Annotated in this window: 15 protein-coding genes; 9 read left to right on the top strand and 6 right to left on the bottom strand. The window is 45.9% G+C overall.

The genetic code is table 11. The features are described from left to right. Positions 1–309 precede the first annotated feature (309 nt). Both KYK27_RS15315 and KYK27_RS15320 read right to left on the bottom strand, forming a co-directional pair. Positions 310–1,110 carry a M57 family metalloprotease gene (locus KYK27_RS15315; RefSeq protein ID WP_199111083.1) on the bottom strand — a complete coding sequence of 267 codons (801 nt, stop codon included), beginning with the start codon at positions 1,108–1,110 and terminating at the stop codon, positions 310–312. Positions 1,111–1,432: 322 nt separating this feature from the next. Continuing rightward, on the bottom strand, positions 1,433–2,314 hold the full coding sequence (locus KYK27_RS15320) for a YicC/YloC family endoribonuclease (protein ID WP_199111085.1): 882 nt from the start codon (positions 2,312–2,314) through the stop codon (positions 1,433–1,435). A 128-nt stretch (positions 2,315–2,442) separates the two neighbouring features. On the opposite strand from KYK27_RS15320, the gene purQ reads away from it, so the two are divergent. Together purQ and KYK27_RS15330 are read left to right on the top strand one after the other, a co-directional pair. Then, positions 2,443–3,135 carry a phosphoribosylformylglycinamidine synthase subunit PurQ gene (gene purQ, locus KYK27_RS15325; RefSeq protein ID WP_199111087.1) on the top strand — a complete coding sequence of 231 codons (693 nt, stop codon included), beginning with the start codon at positions 2,443–2,445 and terminating at the stop codon, positions 3,133–3,135. Positions 3,136–3,329: 194 nt separating this feature from the next. Further along, positions 3,330–3,692, top strand: coding sequence for a hypothetical protein (locus KYK27_RS15330; protein WP_199111088.1), 363 nt, complete (start codon positions 3,330–3,332; stop codon positions 3,690–3,692). A 111-nt stretch (positions 3,693–3,803) separates the two neighbouring features. On the opposite strand, the gene KYK27_RS15335 is transcribed toward KYK27_RS15330, so the two are convergent. After that, complete coding sequence (locus KYK27_RS15335; RefSeq protein WP_199111090.1) at positions 3,804–3,965, bottom strand: hypothetical protein; 162 nt, start codon at positions 3,963–3,965, stop codon at positions 3,804–3,806. A gap of 61 nt (positions 3,966–4,026) precedes the next feature. Between KYK27_RS15335 and KYK27_RS15340 the strand changes: the two genes are divergently transcribed. Next, positions 4,027–5,565 (top strand): SulP family inorganic anion transporter, encoded by a 1,539-nt coding sequence (locus KYK27_RS15340; protein ID WP_199111092.1) that lies wholly within the window; start codon positions 4,027–4,029, stop codon positions 5,563–5,565. A 79-nt stretch (positions 5,566–5,644) separates the two neighbouring features. Here KYK27_RS15340 and KYK27_RS15345 read toward each other — a convergent pair whose 3' ends face one another. Genes KYK27_RS15345 through KYK27_RS15355 form a run of 3 tightly spaced genes read right to left on the bottom strand, consistent with a single transcriptional unit; the run spans position 5,645 to position 11,114 of the window. After that, positions 5,645–6,790: a serine hydrolase domain-containing protein gene (locus tag KYK27_RS15345; protein WP_199111094.1), complete on the bottom strand. Its 1,146-nt coding sequence runs from the start codon at positions 6,788–6,790 to the stop codon at positions 5,645–5,647. 9 nt (positions 6,791–6,799) lie between these two features. After that, positions 6,800–10,018: a PD40 domain-containing protein gene (locus tag KYK27_RS15350; protein ID WP_199111095.1), complete on the bottom strand. Its 3,219-nt coding sequence runs from the start codon at positions 10,016–10,018 to the stop codon at positions 6,800–6,802. A 4-nt stretch (positions 10,019–10,022) separates the two neighbouring features. Continuing rightward, on the bottom strand, positions 10,023–11,114 hold the full coding sequence (locus KYK27_RS15355; RefSeq protein ID WP_199111097.1) for an NAD(P)/FAD-dependent oxidoreductase: 1,092 nt from the start codon (positions 11,112–11,114) through the stop codon (positions 10,023–10,025). Between the two features lie 78 nt (positions 11,115–11,192). On the opposite strand from KYK27_RS15355, the gene KYK27_RS15360 reads away from it, so the two are divergent. The 6 genes from KYK27_RS15360 (at position 11,193) to KYK27_RS15385 (ending at position 19,241) form a co-directional block, all read left to right on the top strand. Beyond that, positions 11,193–11,828: an MBL fold metallo-hydrolase gene (locus tag KYK27_RS15360; protein ID WP_199111098.1), complete on the top strand. Its 636-nt coding sequence runs from the start codon at positions 11,193–11,195 to the stop codon at positions 11,826–11,828. A gap of 24 nt (positions 11,829–11,852) precedes the next feature. After that, entirely contained in the window at positions 11,853–12,548 is a 696-nt protein-coding gene (pssA, locus tag KYK27_RS15365; RefSeq protein ID WP_199111100.1) for a CDP-diacylglycerol--serine O-phosphatidyltransferase, read from the top strand. Between the two features lie 2 nt (positions 12,549–12,550). Next, positions 12,551–12,802 (top strand): phosphoribosylformylglycinamidine synthase subunit PurS, encoded by a 252-nt coding sequence (purS, locus tag KYK27_RS15370; RefSeq protein ID WP_162428532.1) that lies wholly within the window; start codon positions 12,551–12,553, stop codon positions 12,800–12,802. A 105-nt stretch (positions 12,803–12,907) separates the two neighbouring features. Then, the gene (gene porU, locus KYK27_RS15375; protein WP_199111102.1) at positions 12,908–16,774 is read left to right on the top strand and encodes a type IX secretion system sortase PorU; all 3,867 of its coding nucleotides are present in this window, start codon (positions 12,908–12,910) and stop codon (positions 16,772–16,774) included. Positions 16,775–16,824: 50 nt separating this feature from the next. After that, positions 16,825–17,940 (top strand): type IX secretion system outer membrane channel protein PorV, encoded by a 1,116-nt coding sequence (porV, locus tag KYK27_RS15380; protein WP_199111104.1) that lies wholly within the window; start codon positions 16,825–16,827, stop codon positions 17,938–17,940. Between the two features lie 17 nt (positions 17,941–17,957). Further along, positions 17,958–19,241 (top strand): M16 family metallopeptidase, encoded by a 1,284-nt coding sequence (locus KYK27_RS15385; RefSeq protein ID WP_199111106.1) that lies wholly within the window; start codon positions 17,958–17,960, stop codon positions 19,239–19,241. Positions 19,242–19,541: the final 300 nt, after the last annotated feature.

Consider the following 19,541-nt stretch of genomic DNA (forward strand, 5'->3'; position numbering starts at 1 on the left):
CAATAGATTCAGCGTTAAAACATCGAGTTTTTACTATATGTTTACCATTGTGGTTCTTTATATCCAGTTCCGTATCAGAAAAACCTAATGATTTGTAAATCAGGCGCTTTTATTTTTTAGAGGTTAGCGCCGCTGCCAAAACTTGCCCCGCTTTAACAATAATAGCATTGGGCTGCTCATATAGTTGCCAACTTGTATGATGCTATTCTGCACGAAACAATACGCCGGACTCTAAAACAGAACAGCTCCCACCACGAGGCAGGAGCTGTTCTGTTTGTTTTAAGGTAGTTTACTGTCGCTCTCTATTGCTTAGTATAAATAGGTCAGAGCAGTTTTGTCGTTATTATTAAACGGACGGTTCTGACCGTTACCAATGCAGGCAAGCATCCAGGATGTTGCATCAGGACCTGTTGGCGTACCAGGAATATGGATAGCACCTACGTTAGAGGCTCCTTCGTTCGCATAGCCACCGCCGCAAGAATAGCTTCTGTCCATGTAGTCTGTATGACGGAAACCGATGCAGTGACCGATCTCGTGTGCCAGGATAGTAGTAAACCAGCCTAAATTAGGGTCAGAGCCAATATAACGGGTTGCTACTTTAACGCTACCATACGGGTTACCACCTGAAGGGAAACCAGCGGAAGCAAGGTACTGGGCGTTTCTAGGAGCAGCTGTAATATTAATGTCTCCGCCAGAAGATACACGAGCCATTTTAATGGTAAGGTTTAGCGCATTGTAGCGGGCAATTGCTGCATCAAGAGAAGCTCCGTAAGTAGATGGCAATTTTGAATCTAAAGACAATGTGATGGTACGGCCGCCACTGGCATTTACCAGGTTAGTAGTACGGTACTGCTCAGATTCGCCAACGCGAAGTGCCTGGGTGTTGTGTGCAGCAGTCAGATCACTTTCTGATAAGAAGATATCGCCTTCCACTACATAACCACCTTCTACTTTCTCAACATTCTTGTTATAGAAGCCAAGTTCAGAAATTCTGCTTAAAGCACTTTCAGATATAGTGTCCTGAGTTGTTATTTCTTCATCCTGCTGGCAGGATGTAAAACCAAAGGCTGCTACAAAGGCGCCAACTAATAGTAAACGATTTACTTTCATAGAATTTAAGGTGTTAAAGTGAGAAATAATTGAAAGGAAAAAATATTACCCCGATATACAACTCTCCTAATCAATTAGTTACAAACACCTGACCTCACTCCCCTATAAACTCAGCTATTTTTTAGTCAACAATCTATAATTTAAAGCATATCCCGATAACTAACCATTACTGTTTTAAGGGGTAAAACTTCGTCTTACACACCTGAGGCTATAAATTTTATGGATAAGCGTCTATCCCGCTAAGCATCAGCAAAATGACAAAAAAATAACCGCCTGCCACAAAAAATGTAGCAGGCGGTTATACTTTAAGCTTAACTATAGTTTATAGTATGTTGTTGATTTGTTCTTTTATCTTCTCGAGCTCTTCCTTCATTTCTACAACGTGGTGCTGTATAGTCGAGTCGTTTGCCTTCGAGCCGATCGTGTTAATCTCCCGGCCTATCTCCTGCGATATAAAGCCAAGCTTCTTACCGGTTGGCTCAGGCAGGTAAACGGTTTCGGTGAAGTAGTGCAGGTGGTTTACAAGGCGTACTTTTTCTTCAGCAATATCCAGTTTCTCTATATAGTACACCATTTCCTGCTCAAAACGGTTCTGGTCGTAAAGCTCTGATGAAGACAGTTCAGCCATGTGGCCTTTAATGCGGTTACGGATTTGCTCCATACGGGTAGGGTCGTGCTTATCTACTTCGGCCAGCAGAATCCGGATCTTATCTATATAAGACATGATTTCGGTAGTAAGCGCTTTGCCTTCGTTGTTACGGAAGTTTATGATACTTACCAATGCTTCCTGCACTAATGGCTCTACCTGCCCCCATTCAGCGTCTCCGCTTGCATCCTCTACCTGATCCTGCAGCAACACATCGGGCATGTGTAGGGCCAGCCTGAACAAATCATTTTTAGACCCACCCACGACATCGGCCGCATCATTGAGCTCGTTGTAATACGTTTGCAGTAAGTCTTTATTGATGGTGCTTTTAGCCTTCTGAGCCTTGTTCTTTACATAATCCACACTCACACTTACCTTGCCACGCACCAGGGCTTTTTGTATCATATTCCTGATTTCGTATTCTTTATCAGACAGAAACCTCGGGAGCCGTACGCTCAGGTCCAGGCTTTTAGAGTTTAGCGATCTTATCTCTACTGAAATGCAGTATTGGTCTGTGTCGAGTCGGGCACTTCCGAACCCGGTCATGGATTGCAACATAAGCTAATTGAATGTTATCCTCGCAAATTAACTATAAATCTTCGTTTTTACGTTAGTTGAAAGTTAAAAGCTACCGAAAGGCTGCTGAGCAGGTGTAAGTTGATTGTATTTTTATTTACCTTTGAACTATGAAATTTGGTGTAGTCGTTTTCCCGGGGTCCAACTGCGACCAAGATCTTGTTGATGCGCTAAGTGTAGGCATGCAGCAGGAAGTTGTAAAACTATGGCACAAAGACCACGACCTGCAGGGTTGTGACTTTATATTGCTGCCTGGTGGTTTCTCGTATGGTGATTACCTGCGCTCTGGTGCTATTGCGCGCTTCTCTCCTATTATGCAGGAAGTGGTGCAGCATGCCAACCGCGGTGGGTATGTAATGGGTATCTGCAATGGTTTCCAGATTTTAACGGAAGCCGGTTTATTGCCTGGTGCCCTGCTGCGTAACGCCAACCAAAAGTTTATCTGCGATAATGTGTACATCAGGCCGGTAACTAACAACCTGTTACCAACCAGAAGCTTAGACCTGAACAAGGCCTACAAAATACCGGTAGCACACGGCGAAGGCCGCTACCACGCCGATAAGGATACGCTGCGCAGACTGGAAGACAACGACCAGATCATGTTCAAATACAGCAGCAACATTGCCGACACCCACGATATTTACAACATAAACGGTAGCTTACTGAACATTGCCGGCGTAGCTAACGAGAAGAAGAACGTATTTGGCATGATGCCGCACCCGGAACGCGCCGTAGACCCTGATTTAGGAAATACTGACGGCCGCGCCATCTTCGAATCTATCCTTGATCTGGTGAACGCTTAAGACAACATAAACTACAACAAAGGCCCGGAACTTAAACTTCCGGGCTTTTTATTTTCAGACTATTCTTTTTGCGCAAAAGGCCGGTATAGTTCGTCATCCAATGCCGATACAAAAGCGTCAATCACACTCAAGCCAACCGGCATGACTATTGCTATATAGTATAAGTTCTATTATAAACTCTACTTCTTAGCTTTATGAAAAAAATCTATACACTGTTGCTGCTTATACTTGGCAGCTACACTATGACACTGGCACAGCAGCAGCCGGCCTCCCAGTTTGTGAAAGCTACAACTGTTGAAGAATATGTAAGGGTGAGTGTCAGAAGTTTTCTTGTTCGTAAAAACTATACTGCATACCTAAACTATGGCGACGCCGATAAGCGAAACGGCCACATAACCGATAAACCAGGCGAAAAGCGGGAGTTTTTCACCCCTATGGGCGTGCTGACATACATGGCAAAAGAGGGGTGGCAGTTCGTTGCTTTTATTCCTGATGATGATGGAAAGATAACTGACCAGGCTTTTCTGATGAAGCGGGAGCTGCCTGTTACAAACTGATTACCTAAATAGCATGCTATGAATAACCGGCCTCAGAGCTAATCCCGTATTTATTGTTTATACTTTCAAAAGCCCCGCTTGCTACACAGGCGGGGCTTTTTTTGGCTTTAGCTAGCGTACAACTATAGATCTGGTTTGGACTTTTGTAATAACATGCTGTACCTTTGCACCCTCCATGAGAAAAGCTACTCCATTTATAGCCATCACTCCACCGTGACCAAATCGTAAATACCAGCCATGTACTTCAGGCTGGCCTCCGTTACAACGTATCATCTATAAAAAATTTACAGATGCTGACTTCTGTTTGCACCTGACCAGGTATTTTATCTATTACATGAAACAAGTTTTACGCCTCTTCGACTTCCGCCAGAAAGTTGATTATAAAGTAGAAATTCTGGCAGGGCTTACCGTGGCCATGACCATGATGCCTGAGTCGCTTTCGTTTGCCATACTGGGTGGTTTTCCGCCACTGGTTGGGTTATATGCTGCTTTTATCATGGGTCTGATTACTGCCATTTTTGGTGGTAGGCCGGGCCTTATTTCGGGTGGTGCGGGCGCAACAGTGGTGGTACTTATTGCGCTGATGCAGTCGCATGGCATTGATTATGTATTTGCGGCCGTGGCATTGGCAGGCATCCTTCAGATTATAGTTGGTTTGTTTAAGCTGGGCAAATTCATCAGGTTAGTGCCGCAACCGGTTATGTATGGTTTTGTGAACGGTCTGGCAGTTATCATTTTCACCTCACAGTTGGAGCAGTTTAAAACTATAGTTAACGGCCAGACCACCTGGCTCACCGGCAGCCCACTCTGGATCATGCTTGGGTTGGTAGCGCTAACTATAGCCGTTATCGTTTTATTTCCAAAAATCACTAAAGCTGTTCCGTCCTCTTTGGTAGCTATTATAGTTGTATTCCTGGTTGTGCTGGGTTTCGGAATCGATACCAGGATGGTTAAGGATATCGCGTCTGTAAGTGGTGGCTTCCCTCCTTTCCATGTCCCGCAGGTGCCTTTTACTTTTGAAACGCTACAGATCATCTTCCCTTATGCCTTAATTATGGCAGGCGTTGGCTTAACCGAAAGTTTACTGACCCTGAACCTGGTAGATGAGATGGTAGGCAACCGTGGCAACAGTAACCGCGAAAGCATAGCCCAGGGAAGCGCCAACGTACTGAACGGCTTCTTCTTTGGAATGGGTGGCTGTGCCATGATCGCACAGACGCTGGTTAACCTTTCGGCTGGTGCCAGAGCACGTTTATCTGGTATAGTTGCCGCACTAACTATACTTTTAATTGTGCTGTATGGCGCGCCTGTCATAGAACTGGTGCCAATGGCTGCACTTGTTGGTGTTATGGTGATGGTGTCTGTAGGTACGTTTGAGTGGATCAGTTTCCGGATCATCAACAAGATGCCGAAGCACGATATTTTTGTAGGCATACTGGTAGCGCTCATCACCATCTGGCTGCATAACCTGGCACTGGCCGTACTGATCGGTGTTATTATCTCAGCGCTGGTGTTTGCCTGGGAAAGCGCCAAGCGCATTAGGGCGCGCAAGTATACCGATGCCAATGGCGTAAAACATTATGAAATTTACGGTCCGCTCTTCTTTGGCTCTGTAGCTGCCTTCTCCGAAAAGTTTGATGTGCAGAACGACCCTGCTGAAGTGATCATTGATTTTAAGGAAAGCCGGGTGGCCGATATGTCGGGGATTGATGCGTTACACAAACTAACGGAGCGCTATCGCCTGGCCGGCAAAAAGCTGCACCTGCGCTACCTGAGCGAAGACTGCCGCCGCCTGCTAACCAATGCCCAGGATGTGATAGAAGTTAATATTCTGGAAGACCCGAACTATACAGTAGCGGCGGTTAAACTATAAAGTAAAAGGCTCGGGAGTTTTAAGCTTCCGGGCCTTTTACTTTATAGTTTGAATGAGCAAATGAGCATATAGCTACAACCTACTCTACCACCCCATTCACTGCATCAATCATAGCTAATACCTCGCTTGGATGACCATCAATACGTTCGCCGCGTTTTTTGCCCAGCCGTACGATTATAGTTTCTTTCTCAGGGATGACGATGATGTACTGGCCCAGGATACCGCGTGCATAAAAAATGTTCTGACCTTTATAGTTGGGGAGCAGCCACCACTGGTAACCATAATCGGCGGGTTTGCCGGATGCGTTGAACAGGCCGTTTGGGGTAATAGATTCGCGTACATACGCCGGGTCAACTATAGTATCACCGTTCCATATCCCGTTATTTAAGTATAGTTTACCGATGCGGGCAAAATCGCGGGCATTGCTGAAAAAGCAGCAGTAGGCTTTTTCTATACCGGTTGGGTTATCAACACTCCATTCGGCATCGTGCTCCGCACCCATCGGTTTCCATAGTTTGTCTTCAGCGTAACGGCTCAACGATTTTCCGGTCGCAGCTTCTACCACCATCCCTAATATCTGTGTATCGCCGCTTTTGTAGCTGAATTGTTTTCCCGGTTCTTCCACAGCTTCCAGCCGTTTAATTACCTTTTTAAGATTGGTGCCATAGTAGGCTTCGGTGGTAACAGAAAGTGGGTTGGCGTACGACTCATCCCAGTTCAGCCCGGAACTCATCATCAGCAGGTGTTTTATAGTTATCTTCTGCTTATCTCCTTCTTTAAACGACGGCAGGAAATCGGCGACTGGCTGATCTATGGATTTAATAGCACCATCGCGCAGCGCTGCACCAACCAATATGCTTACGATACTTTTAGCTACCGAAAAAGAATTGCTTAGCGACTCATCTGAATACCCTTGCCAGTACTGCTCATGAAGGATAGAATCACGGTGGATAACCAGGAAAGCCACTGATTCCAGTTCTTCGTGCAGTTGCTGCAAGCCATCAGGAAATACTACTTTGTTATAGTTAGCAGCCTGTGGCCAGGGCTGTGCTTTGGCAGGTGCATCAACCGTGCGTTGGTCAAATATCAGGTTATCGTCTATATCGGCAAAGTTGTAGACCAGCGCTTTATACACATAATTTTTATCAGCCATGTGCAGCCACGCAGCCAAAAGGCCCAGCAACAATACTCCCCCGACAGTAAAGCGTTTTGCTTTCCGGTTCATGAGCGCTTTCTAGAAATCGTAGCCCAGTGTAATGTATACTTTAGGTCCCTGGCTGCCCAGATCTTCCTCGCTCCAGGCCACATCCAGTTTACCATACACCCCGAACAGCGTAGAACGGGCGCCAAAACCATAGCCAACCAGGAACGGGTTACGATAGTTTATAACGGTTATCTCGAATGGGTTTCGCTGTGTAGGGCTTGTGCGGCCACCAACTATACGTGTGTTAATAGAGTTATTTCCGGTGAACGGGTTAGAACCATTGTAAGCAGAACCTGCATCGGCAAAGGCGGTAAGCTGCAGGTTACGGAAGAAACCGGAGCCAACGGCACCATTATAGAGGTATTGTATAATCGGAACACGTAGCTCGGCATTAGCCAGCAGGTGCTTATGACCGGTACGGGTATTATAGTTGAAACCACGAAGCGGTAGCGCGTATTCCAGGTAAAACAGGTCCGGTGCCGATTGTATGTTCACATCGTTTCGTTCGGTCACATCATCTTCGCCGGCAAACAGCCAGTTATCCATACCACCGATCAGGTAGTTTTTCGGAGAATTGCCAAAGAAAGCGCCATAACTTAAGCGGGTTGCCAGTATAATTTCGCGGTGGATCTTCTGGTAGTGGCGCAGGTCTACATAAAACTTGTTGAAGTTGGCATTGCTGTTTTCAAAATCGCGCAATGATAAAACTCCAACTTTCATGCGGGTACCTTCCATCATGTTTACGCCGGTAACTACTGAGTTATCGTACACCAGTTCCACGTTACCGCCATACATGTTGTTTACACTATCAGGAGTAGAGAAATCGCTGATCTGGGTAAAACGGGTACTTACCAAACGCGGCTGCGCACGAAGGCTTGTACTATAGCTTAGCGGGTACACCAGCAGCGGCGCAATCTCGTTGCGGGCATTGCGAACTATAGCGCCCGGAGATTCCAGCACAGAACTTACCAGCACATCCCGGCGGAACTGCACGCCCAGGTCTACACGGTTTTTCAGGTTTACATATTCAGCAAAAGCACGGCTGGTTTCGAGGTCGGTGCGCAGGTAAGCAGTGCCACGTATATGGTGATTCTCGAACAGGTCGCTCATATTTACACCTGCTACCAGACCAAAGCCAAGCTGCGGATCGGCATAAACGGAGGTAATGATCTCGTGCACACTAAAACGGGTATCATATTCCAGCGGCCCGGCTATTTTGAACTCAGGAGTTGTGTTGGCTTTAGGTGCTGTGGCAACCGGTGCTGCTACCTTGGCGGTTGTATCGGTTTTTGTGGTCGTGTCGGTTTTAGCCTGCTCTGCTCCAAACTCATAATTTTCTATGTTTACCTCACCTTCCTTACGCTCCGTCTTTACTTCTTTGGTGGTCTCACTTTCAATTAGCTTGCGGGCTGTATTGGTGGTTTGTGGTACACGGGCACGGGCCTCGAGTATGATCTGCCGGGCTGTTTTGGGCAGCGTAGCCTGTGGTGTAAAACTATAATCCGGTATCAGGTAGATAAAATCACGGCCATTATCTTTTGCTGCAACGGCCAGCGTATTGTTGGCCGCACTGTAATCGTAGGCCTCGATATTCTGCACAAAGTTTGAAACTGCTGCACTGGAATTAGCAGCAAGGTTATAAGCATAAAGGCTGCGGATACCATTTTCTTCGCTCAGGAAAACGAAGTTACCATCGGCAGTGGCGCGTGGCCTTAGCTCGCTGGCAATACTGGAGGTTAGCTGTGTTACGGTTACCGGCGCGGTTTGCTGCAGCAGGAAAATATCATAGTTCTCCACCACATCCCGGAAAGAAGCTTCCTGCATGCGGCCCGTAGAATCTACCCATCGGTTAGAGCTGAACACGATGCCTTTGCCACCTTTTAGAAAAGCGGGGCTTATATCATCGTAAATATCATTGGTAAGCTGGCCTATTAATTTGCCATTGCTCTGCAACAGGTACAGGTCGGTCTGGCCACCATCTACAGCACTTATTACCAGTTGGCTGCCGTCTTCAGAGTAGCTCATGTCGCGCACCTGGCTAAAGCGCTCCAGCGTAGATGCTGGCTTTGTAAGGTCATCGTAAAAGGGCAGGAAGGAGCTTTTATTTTTTGCATTTACCTGCCGGAGCAGCATATTTCCCCTCCTCGATTCGATAAAGCCCAGCTGCGTGTTGCTGCGCCATGCCAGCACAGGTAAACTATAGTCTGTAGGCTGGTCCAGGGATTTGTAACCACCGCGCCAAACGACATGGCTGCCTTTGCCTTTTACTTCTTTTACAATGATCTTATAGCTTCCGTGGTCGTTTTCGGCATAAGCCAGGTAGTTGCCATCGGGGCTAAGAACAGGCTCGGTGTAGCGCAGGGCACGCTTATTTTTATCAAACAGTTTCTTATCATCCGGCATCGACACAAACGGGTTGTCGGAGCGCATATTTATTTGCTGGTAATAGTTCAGCCAATCCTGCAGGAAACGTTTGTAAGGAATGTTCAGGCTGCTGGTTATGCCTATTTCCACATCGCGGGTAATGCGTGTCAGGTTCAGGATGTTCTGGATAGATGTGTAGCCGTAGCGCTCTGCAATGTAATTCCACATCGATTGGCCGGTTTTTTCCGGGTGGCGCATCAGCATTTGTTCCGGACGTTGCTTATTGCCTTCCAGTAACAGATCGCGGACGTGGCTATCCATGTCCAGGCTCCAGCCCTCGGCAGTATACGCGGCTACGCCACTTACAAACCATTCCGGCAAACGCAACAGGTAGCTGCTTTGTAAGGCCTCTTTTAAGCTACCACCATACATCATATCGTTCAGCAGCAGTTCGGTAAGTTTGTAGCTTAGTTCGGTTTTAAAATCAGTCTTAGTACCATCGTAGGCTAGCTCCAGCTTGTTTTTCATGAACAGGGTTTCACCGCCTGTCTGGAACTGGTCGCTGTACAAACCAATGTTACTCTGGCGAAGGTCTGTAGGAGAATTGTAAAGTATGAGCGTAATTTTGGAGTATGGGTAATATCCGATCAGGCTGGTAATGCGCTTGAGTTCGCGCTCTGCGTAGTCGGCTGCGTCTTTGGCGGTCTGGTCGCCGCCTTTATAGAAATACAGGTTAAAGTTCTGCGTGTTGTATAGTTTCCAGTCGAAGTTCTTGTACTGGATACGGCTTTTGCCAAACGGATCGCGGCCAGGTTGTGCCTGAAGGGCAGCACCCGACAGTATGCAGCAAACAAACAGCAAAAGTAACCTTGTATAAAAACGCATGCGCTTAGAGTTGTAGGTTTTGGTGTTTTATGTAGTCGTAATATAACGAAAAATATCGCGAAATGTGTATGTCAGGCATTAATTCTGTTTGTCCGGCCAGTGCATCGGCAAAGTGCTGCGACAGGTAAGGAGCCATTAATACGCCTTTCGAACCCATTCCGTTAAACACACTCAGTTGCTTATAGTTTGGGTGCGTGCCTGCCAGTGGTTTTCGGTCGCGTACAGCTGGCCGAATACCGGCCCAATGCCCTGTAACTTCAAACTCCTTTGTAGTGATCTGCCTGAACTTTTCGCTTAGTTCACCAGCTGCCAGTTCGGTTATTTCTTCATCCGGATTTCGCCAGTCGTAAGTTGCCCCGATAATAAAGCGACCTGCTCCTTCTGGCACAACGTAAACGCCTTTGTTATAGATGCATTCGGGGCTGAAATTCTGTTCGGTCTGCACTTCCAGCACTTCACCTTTGGTTGGCTGCAGCGGTAACCAGGCAAAGTATGGGTTATGGATGACCTGGTAGCCTTCGCAAAAGACAAGATGCTTTGCCTTTATAGTTTTATAGTTTACACCCTCTTCAGTTAGTTCCAGTTCTTTCATCTCGAAGCGCTCCGGTAGCATTAGGTTTTGCTGCAGCAGGTCTTCGGTGAGCAGGTCCAGCATTTCATATACATGCAGAAAGCCTCCCTTCTCGATCATGATGCCCCCGAAAGGATCTTCGATGCCGGGCTGGTTTATAGTTTGCGTGTAAGTGGCCGAGATGTAATCATTAAAGGCATCGCCGGCGCTTTTTGCCATCCAGGTGTTTTGTTCTTCTATAGTTGAGAAGATCTTATAGATAGGTTTGTGGAAGAACAGCTCTTTGCCAAAGCGCGATTCCAGGGCATCGTAAAAAGCATCGGCAGCGGGTACAAACATATCTGCAAGCCAGGATTTGGCAAAACGTTTTCCGGCAACAGGGTTCAATAAACCCGCTGCTACCCGCGAGGCAGAATTAGCTTTCGGCTCATCAATCACCAGTACTTTATTTCCGCGACTGCGTAAGGTCTCTGCTAAAATGGCGCCTGCCAGGCCGTGGCCTACAACTATAAAATCATAAATCATGGGGGCAAGTTACGAGATGTACCCGTTAAATTTGTAACTTAGAGGCCTATTTTATAGGCTCCGGCCACTACTATACCTATGAAAATTACACACTTTACCTTTAATGCCTTCGCTGAGAACACTTACCTGCTGCACGACGACACCAACGAATGCGTGGTAGTAGACCCGGGTTGTTCGGATGCCGGCGAAAAAGAGCAGTTAAAGAACTATATTAAAGACAATAATCTGAAAGTGGTGCGCCTGCTGAACACGCATTGCCACATAGACCACGTGCTGGGAAATAAGTTTGTAGCCAATGCTTATAATGTACCCCTAGAGATACACGAAAAAGATCTGGAAACACTACGTGCCATTCCGGTTTATGCGCCGGTTTATGGTATTACCAATTACGAAGAACAGTTACCGGCATCTTACTTAGAAGAAGGCGAACAGATAAAATTCGGCAATACTACCCTGGAAATCATTTTTGCACCAGGCCATGCGCCGGGCCACGTGGTTTTCTATAACAAAGAAGATAAGACCCTGATTGCCGGCGATGTGCTGTTTCAGGAAAGCATTGGCCGCACCGACTTACCCGGCGGCGATCATAATACACTTTTAAACAGTATCAGAACCAAACTTTTTACCTTACCTGATGAGGTTACCGTTTACCCGGGCCACGGGCCGGAAACAACCATTGGGCATGAGAAAAAGTACAACCCATTTTTGCAGTAACACCCGCTGCGAACTATAGCTTTCATGAAGAAACACATACCTAACTTTATAACCTGCCTTAACCTGTTTTCGGGTTGCGTGGCACTGTACTTTATTTTCCAGAACGAGCTGGTGTATGCCTCCTACCTGGTTGGCCTGGCTGCTGTTTTTGATTTTTTAGATGGAATGGTGGCCCGCGTGCTGGGCGCTTACTCTGAAATTGGCAAACAACTTGACTCGCTGGCAGACGTGATTTCGTTTGGTGTAGTACCAGGCGCGATGATGTTCATGTTACTCAAGCGTGCGGAAGGCGATCTGTTTTTACCTGAATTACTTCCTTTTGCCGGTTTTATCATCACCGTTTTCTCGGCGCTCCGTCTGGCTAAATTCAACATCGATACGCGTCAGACCACATCGTTTATAGGTTTGCCAACGCCAGCCTGTGCTATTTTTGTAGCCTCGTTGCCGCTTATACTGGCCAATGGGGAGCTCATGCATTTTGCCATTATCCTCAACAAGCTGGTGCTGCTGGCAACTATAGTTATCCTTTCGTTTTTGCTGGTTGCCGAGCTGCCTTTATTTGCGCTGAAATTCAAGAACCTGAACTGGGCCGATAATTCTGTGCGGTTTATTTTCGTGGGTCTTTCGGTTATGTTACTGGCTCTTCTTAACTTCGCAGCTATACCACTCATCATAGTGCTATATATAGTGTTATCTATTTTCAATAAACAAACCGCGTAACCATGAAATTCGTTGCCGAAATAAATGTAATGCCCCGCCCGGAATTGTTAGACCCACAAGGTAAAGCTGTTTTGCTTGGCCTGGAGCACCTTGGCCTGGACCAGGTAGAGAACGTGCGCATTGGCAAACACATTACCCTGCACCTGGATGCCGAAAATGAAACTATAGCCCGCGAGAAAGTGGACAAAGCCTGCAGCAAACTACTGGCTAACCTGATCATGGAGTCGTACGAATACGAGCTGAAGCAAGTATAAATTACTGGGGCACAATAAGCTGCCTGTTTTCTTGTTATTTTTATAAGGTGATGCCTTCCTGTTACAGGTGGGCATTATCTGCTTATTTAGTTCTGTGCGTTGCCTATGCAGTCACGTTTACATTTCCTGGTATGCATGCTGCTTTTTTTAAGCGTTATGGCTGGCACAGCTGTAGCCCAACACAAGGCCCCGGAACCAATTACACTTACCTGGGATGCGCAGGAATCAGTCTTCCCGGTTACCGGTCACGAAGCTAAGATCCCCTCTTTTAAAGGCGCAACTATAGATCTGCAACAACGCCTGCCCTACTACCGGTTATCCATCCCCAACACCCACATCAGCAGTTTTAAAGTAACAGAAGCTGTATTTGCACCTTTTTCGGGTAAAGAACAGGAACAGTTTAAGGGCATTACTTTTAACAATGAAGCGAAGGTTGAGTTCGTAAATGCGCGGCAAAATAAACAACCGGCAACTATAGTTTCGATCCTGCCGATCCGCAGAAACCCGCAAACCAATCAACTCGAAAAACTTACCCGTTTCAGCTATAGTTACAGCTCCGCAACTGTAGCTACCCAAAGCACAAACCGCACTGCCGGCAACTTTACAAATAACTCGGTACTAAGCTCCGGCGACTGGTATAAACTGGCTGTCACACAATCCGGGGTTCATAAAATTGACAAGGCTACCTTACAGGCTCTTGGCATTAACACGCAGAGCTTAGATCCTAAAACGATACAGCTTTTCGGGAATGGAGGCGGTATGTTGCCTCAGCCAAATAGTGCACCGGTGGCAGATGATCTACAGGAAAATGCGATCGTTGTAAGTGGCGAACAGGACGGACAATTTAACGACAACGACTTTATCCTTTTCTACGGGCAGGGACCACATACCTGGCTCTATAATCCCCAACAGGACAAGTTTGACCATACCTACAACGTTTACTCCGATACTACTTTTTATTTTTTGAGAGTTGGCCATAGTTCCGGGCTACGTGTACAGAATCGCGCGCAGGCAGCAGGAGCAACACAAACTATAACGACCTTTAACGAACACGTTTTTCATGAGCGCGATCTGATGAATGCTGTGCACTCGGGCCGCGAATGGTACGGCGAGGATTTCAGCACATTTACGTCATCCCGCGAGGTTACACTTCCGGTTACAGGCATTGTTCCGAACTCAACAGTAAAGCTAACGGCAGCTGTCATGGGTAACTCCTCTACCGATTGCTCTTTTGGTTTTAAGTTCGGGAGTCAAACAATTGGCACGGTTCCCATAGCTGGGCGCGGCACCTATAGTTACCACCCTGAGGGCGTAGATGGCAGCAGGACCTTTGCTTTTAACCAGCAGCAGTTAGGTAGCAGTACGGAAGCAAAGGCAACTATAACCTTTAATATGCCTTCTGATGCCACGGCAACCGGCAACCTCAATTACCTCGAGCTCAACTATAACCGCCAGCTTAAACTATACGGCGACCAAACCAGCTTTCGGGCAACGGCAACTATAGGCAAAGGAGCTACTAACTATAGCATTACGGATGCACCTGCCACCGCAATCGTTTGGGATGTGACAGATCCGCTTCGACCGGTGCGGCAGCAAACCAACTATAGCACTGCTTTACAGTTTACAACTTTAGCTGATGTGCTGCGCGAGTTTGTGGTTTTTACGGATACCAACATCAGCTTAAAACCTATAGTTAAGGGTAAAGTGGCTAATCAGAACCTGCACAGCCTTAACCTGGATGGCCGCATCGATCATGTTATCATCACACACCCTTCGCTACTACAACAGGCCCAACGGCTGGCAGAGCACCGGAAATCCAAAAGCAACCTGAACAGTATTGTTGTAACCACCACACAGGTTTATAACGAGTTCTCTTCAGGCGCGCAGGATGTAACAGCTATCCGTAATTTTATGCGCATGCTGTATACCCGCAGCCATAAACCTGCTGGCGAGCTGATGTATTTGCTGCTTTTCGGAGATGCTTCTTACGACTATAAGAACCGCCTGCCTGCTAATACCAACCTTGTTCCGGTTTATGAATCGCGCCAGTCGCTGCATCCTATTTCCAGCTACTCTTCCGAAGATTATTATGGTTTCCTGGATGAGGAAGAAGGCGAGTGGGCTGAAAATAATTTAGGCGATCACCTGCTCGACATCGGGATCGGGCGTATGCCGGCAAAAAACATACAAGAAGCCACCACACTGGTGGATAAGATACTGGCATATGAGAGCAGCAACCATTTTGGCAAATGGCGCAGCCAGGTAACACTTGTGTCGGATGATGGTGATTTTAACGAGCACCAGGCCGATGCCGAATTTCTGGCAAATTTCCTGGAAACCAAGGCACCCAACTATACCACCAATAAACTATACTTGGACCTGTATCGGCAGGAAGCCGTTGCCAATGGCCAGCGCGCTCCGGACCTGAATCGTGATCTTACCAATGCAGTAGAACAAGGCTCGCTGCTGGTAAACTATACCGGCCATGGTAACGAGGTAAGCTGGGCAGCCGAACAGATATTAACCTTGCCACAGGTTGAAGACTGGCAGAACCGGAACAACCTTACCTTTATGCTTACCGCTACCTGCGAGTTTGGCCGCTACGACGATCCGGCGCGCGTATCCGGTGCAGAAGTGGCTATGTTACACAATCAGGGCGCAGCAGTTGGCCTAGTTACTACTACCCGGCCTGTTTATTCGAGTAGCAACCGGGTGCTTAACCGTAATTTTTTTGAAGCTGCTTTTACACCCGCGGCAGGCAAAATGCCGCGTTTAGGAGACGTGGTCCTTCAGACTAAGAATAAAAGCATTACAGATAATATCAGTGGATCGCGTGGGGTGTATAACCGTAACTTCACGTTGCTCTGCGACCCGGCTCTGCAACTGGCCTCTCCTGATCTGAAAGCTGAAATTACACACATTAATGGCCGCCCGGTTGCTACCGATACCTTAAGTGCCCTGGGCAAAGTAACCATGCAGGGCAGAATAGCAGGGAATGATGGCTCGGTTGCAACAAACTATAACGGCACGCTGCGCACCACCATTTATGAGAAGCAAACTATACAGCAGACTTTTGGTGATGAGAAAGCCCCGGTTATACCTGTAAAGCAACGAAAAAACGTATTGTATGAGGGCACCGCAACTATAACCAACAGCCAGTTCACGATCAGTTTTGTTGTTCCGAAAGACATTGCTTACCAGTATGGTGCCGGTAAAATAATATTGTATGCCAGCAACGAAACGCAGGATGCCCTTGGCGCTAACACAACTATAACAGTGGGCGGTACAGCCCGGAATATTACAGCAGATAACATACCACCAACTATAAACCTATTTTTAGAAGATGAGTCTTTTGTATTCGGAGGTAGCACCAGTCAGAATCCATCCTTGCTCATTAAGTTATTTGACGAGAACGGTATTAACACGGCAGGCTTGGGTATCGGACACGAACTGATAGCTATTCTGGATGGGAATGAAGAGAACCCGATTGTACTTAACGATTACTATAGTTCGGATAAAGACAGCTACCAGAGCGGGAAAATAAATTACGCTCTAAAAAATTTAAAACCAGGTCCGCATTCGCTCCGTTTTAAGGCCTGGGATACGCACAACAACGCTTCCGAAGAATATATAGAGTTTTTTGTATCTAATAATGAGGATTTTTCGTTAGACCATGTGCTTAACTATCCTAACCCGTTTTCTACAAAAACAACGTTTCATTTTGACCATAACCGTGCAGGAGACGATCTGGATATACAAGTGCAGATTTACACTATTTCCGGAAAGCTGGTAAAAACTTTACAAACTATAAGTATGGGTTCGCCAGCACATGTAGCAGCTTTATCCTGGAATGGTCGTGATGAGTATAATGATTTGCTTGCACGTGGCGTTTATGTATATAAAGTCAGGGTGCGCTCCCGTCAGGATGGTAAAAGCATTTCTAAATTTGAAAAACTTGTAATATTAAATTAGTAGAATCCTGTAATATCCCTATATTTGATATAGTTATCACTACCCAATCTATGTACAGAAAAAGTATACTCTTAAAGGTCGCCGCTTTTGCATTAACCTTTATAGCAGCACCTGCTGCCTACGCCCAATCAACTATAGGCCAGGAAGGGCAGGTATTAACTACTGCAGTGCCGGTTTTGCTGGTAGCTCCAGACTCCAGATCAGCTGCTCTTGGCGAGGCTGGTGTCGCTTTATCTCCTGATGCGAACGCACCTTTCTGGAACCCTGCCAAATTAGGATTTGTACCAAACGACCTGAGTGTAAGCTTCTCTTATTCTCCGTGGCTGCGTAACATCACCGACGACATGTCGCTGAACTACCTTTCAGGTTATAAGAAGATAAACGAAACTTCAGCTATCTCTCTTTCTCTGATGTATTTCGATTTGGGAGATATCCAGTTTATAGATGAGAACCGCCAGCCTATCCAGGATTTCAATCCAAAAGAATATGCTATATCGGTAGCATATGGCCAGGCACTGAGCGAGTACCTGAGTTTAGGTGTGGCAGCTCGCTTTATACATTCTAACCTTGCCGGCGATGTAAATGTGAGTGGCTCCAATACAGAAGCACAACCTGGTAATACTGCCTCAGTTGATGTGGGTGTGTTCTATAACCGCGACCTTAACCAAAACATTAACCTGGGTTTAGGTGCCAACATCTCTAACATAGGTGGCAAAATTGCCTATTCTGAGTCAACTGCAAAAAGCTTTCTGCCAACTAATCTTAAGTTAGGTACAGCTATAAAATATAACATGGATGCCTTTAACTCGATCACCTTCCTGTTAGATGCAAACAAGCTACTGGTACCATCTCCTTCTGCTGATCCTGATCAGTCTGTAGTGGCAGGTATCTTCTCGTCTTTTGGTGATGCTGAAGGCGGAGCAAGCGAAGAGTTTAAAGAAGTAAACTTTAATACAGGTTTAGAGTACTGGTATAATAACTTGTTTGCAGCGCGTGCTGGTTATTTTTATGAGAACGAAGAAAAAGGCGGTCGCCAGTTCTTCTCGATGGGCCTTGGCTTACGTTACCAGAAATTTGGTGTAGATGCAGCCTATCTTATCCCTAACGACCAGAACAATCCGCTAGCGCAAACTATACGTTTCAGTATCGCGTTGAACCTGGATTAAGATTAACCAAAATAAGAATGCTTGACAGAACAAAAGCACCAGAAATAAAAGAAATAGATGCAGTTTCACTTCAGGTAGCAGAGGTATCGCACCTGTCTAACGGAGTAAAATTACACATCATAAAAAGCGAAACCCAGCCTGTAGTAAGGCTGGATTTTGTTTTTAAAGCCGGTAAAGTTTACGAAACTGTAAAAGGAGCATCAGACTTGTCTGCTAAAATGCTCTTCGAAGGCACCACTAACTTTACCGCAAAACAAATAGCCGAAACAGTAGCCTTCTACGGTGCCTCTTTCGACAACAACCATGGCTATGACAGGTCAGAGTACACATTATACTGCCTGTCTAAATATGTGGCTGATCTGATGCCTGTCGTATTAGATGTGTTGCAGAACCCGGTTTTCCCTGCTGAGGAATTTGCCATCTTAAAAAACAGAAACCAGCAGAACCTGAAAATACAGCGTCAGAAGAATAATTACCTGGCAACGCATTCCTTCACTAAACTTATTTACGGGGAAGATCATCCGTATGTATTCGGTTATGATGAAGGCGAACTGGATGCTATATCTCTTGAAGATGTTAGATCATTTTACAATAGCAACTATAGTTTAGAGGGCCTGGAGATCTTTGCGTGTGGTGCCATTTCAGAAGATGTAGAGGCTTTGCTGATAAAAGAACTATCAGAACTTAAAGCACCATCACAAATGCCTGGTAAAGTCAATTTTACGGCAAATGGTATAAAAGATAATAGTGTATTTGACGAAATAAAAGAAAGCCTTCAATCATCTATCCGAACAGGTTTAGCATTCCCTCATATTTCTCATCCAGACTACCATAAGTTAACTGTACTGAATGAAATACTAGGCGGTTATTTTGGATCCAGGTTAATGCGCAATATCAGGGAAGACAAAGGCTACACCTATGGCATTTATTCTACTATCTCTCCGAAAGAGAAGGATAGCATGTTCTATATTGGCACGGATGTGAACTATGAAGTAACAAATAAGACTATAGCTGAAATCAGAAAAGAGATAAAGCTATTACAGGACGAGCTTGTGGATGATGATGAACTAAAAACGGTGCAGAGCTACATGATCGGTAAGTTTCTGAACAACATCGCTACCATTTTTGAACAGGCTGATAAATATAAACGCATCATACTTTATAATTTAACACCTGAGTTTCACTCAAACTACTTAACTACAATAAGAACTATTACTCCTCAAGAAATTCAGGAACTCGCCATAACTTACCTGAACACAGATAACTTAAAAACGGCAATTGCAGGACGTAAGGCGGAGTAGATACTATTTTCATTACTAAACTATAAAGGCCAATGCTTTCGAGCATTGGCCTTTATAGTTTATGAGAGTGTTCAATTACCAGTTTAATCAGTGAGGAGATTCGCTAGAAATACCTGCTAAAAGAATCACTAAAAATCTATTTAGATAACCAGCTAAAACAACATATAAGAAATGGAAGATACTAGAATAGCCATAGCTGCTTTAGCCTGCCCATTCATCAATTCCCCTCCTTCCCCACTTCCCTAAAACGCAAAACACCCCGCCTTAATTAAAAGACGGGGTGTTTTTAGATAGGGTTGG

This window comes from Pontibacter populi, from assembly GCF_019336435.1.
Taxonomy (GTDB): domain Bacteria; phylum Bacteroidota; class Bacteroidia; order Cytophagales; family Hymenobacteraceae; genus Pontibacter; species Pontibacter humidus.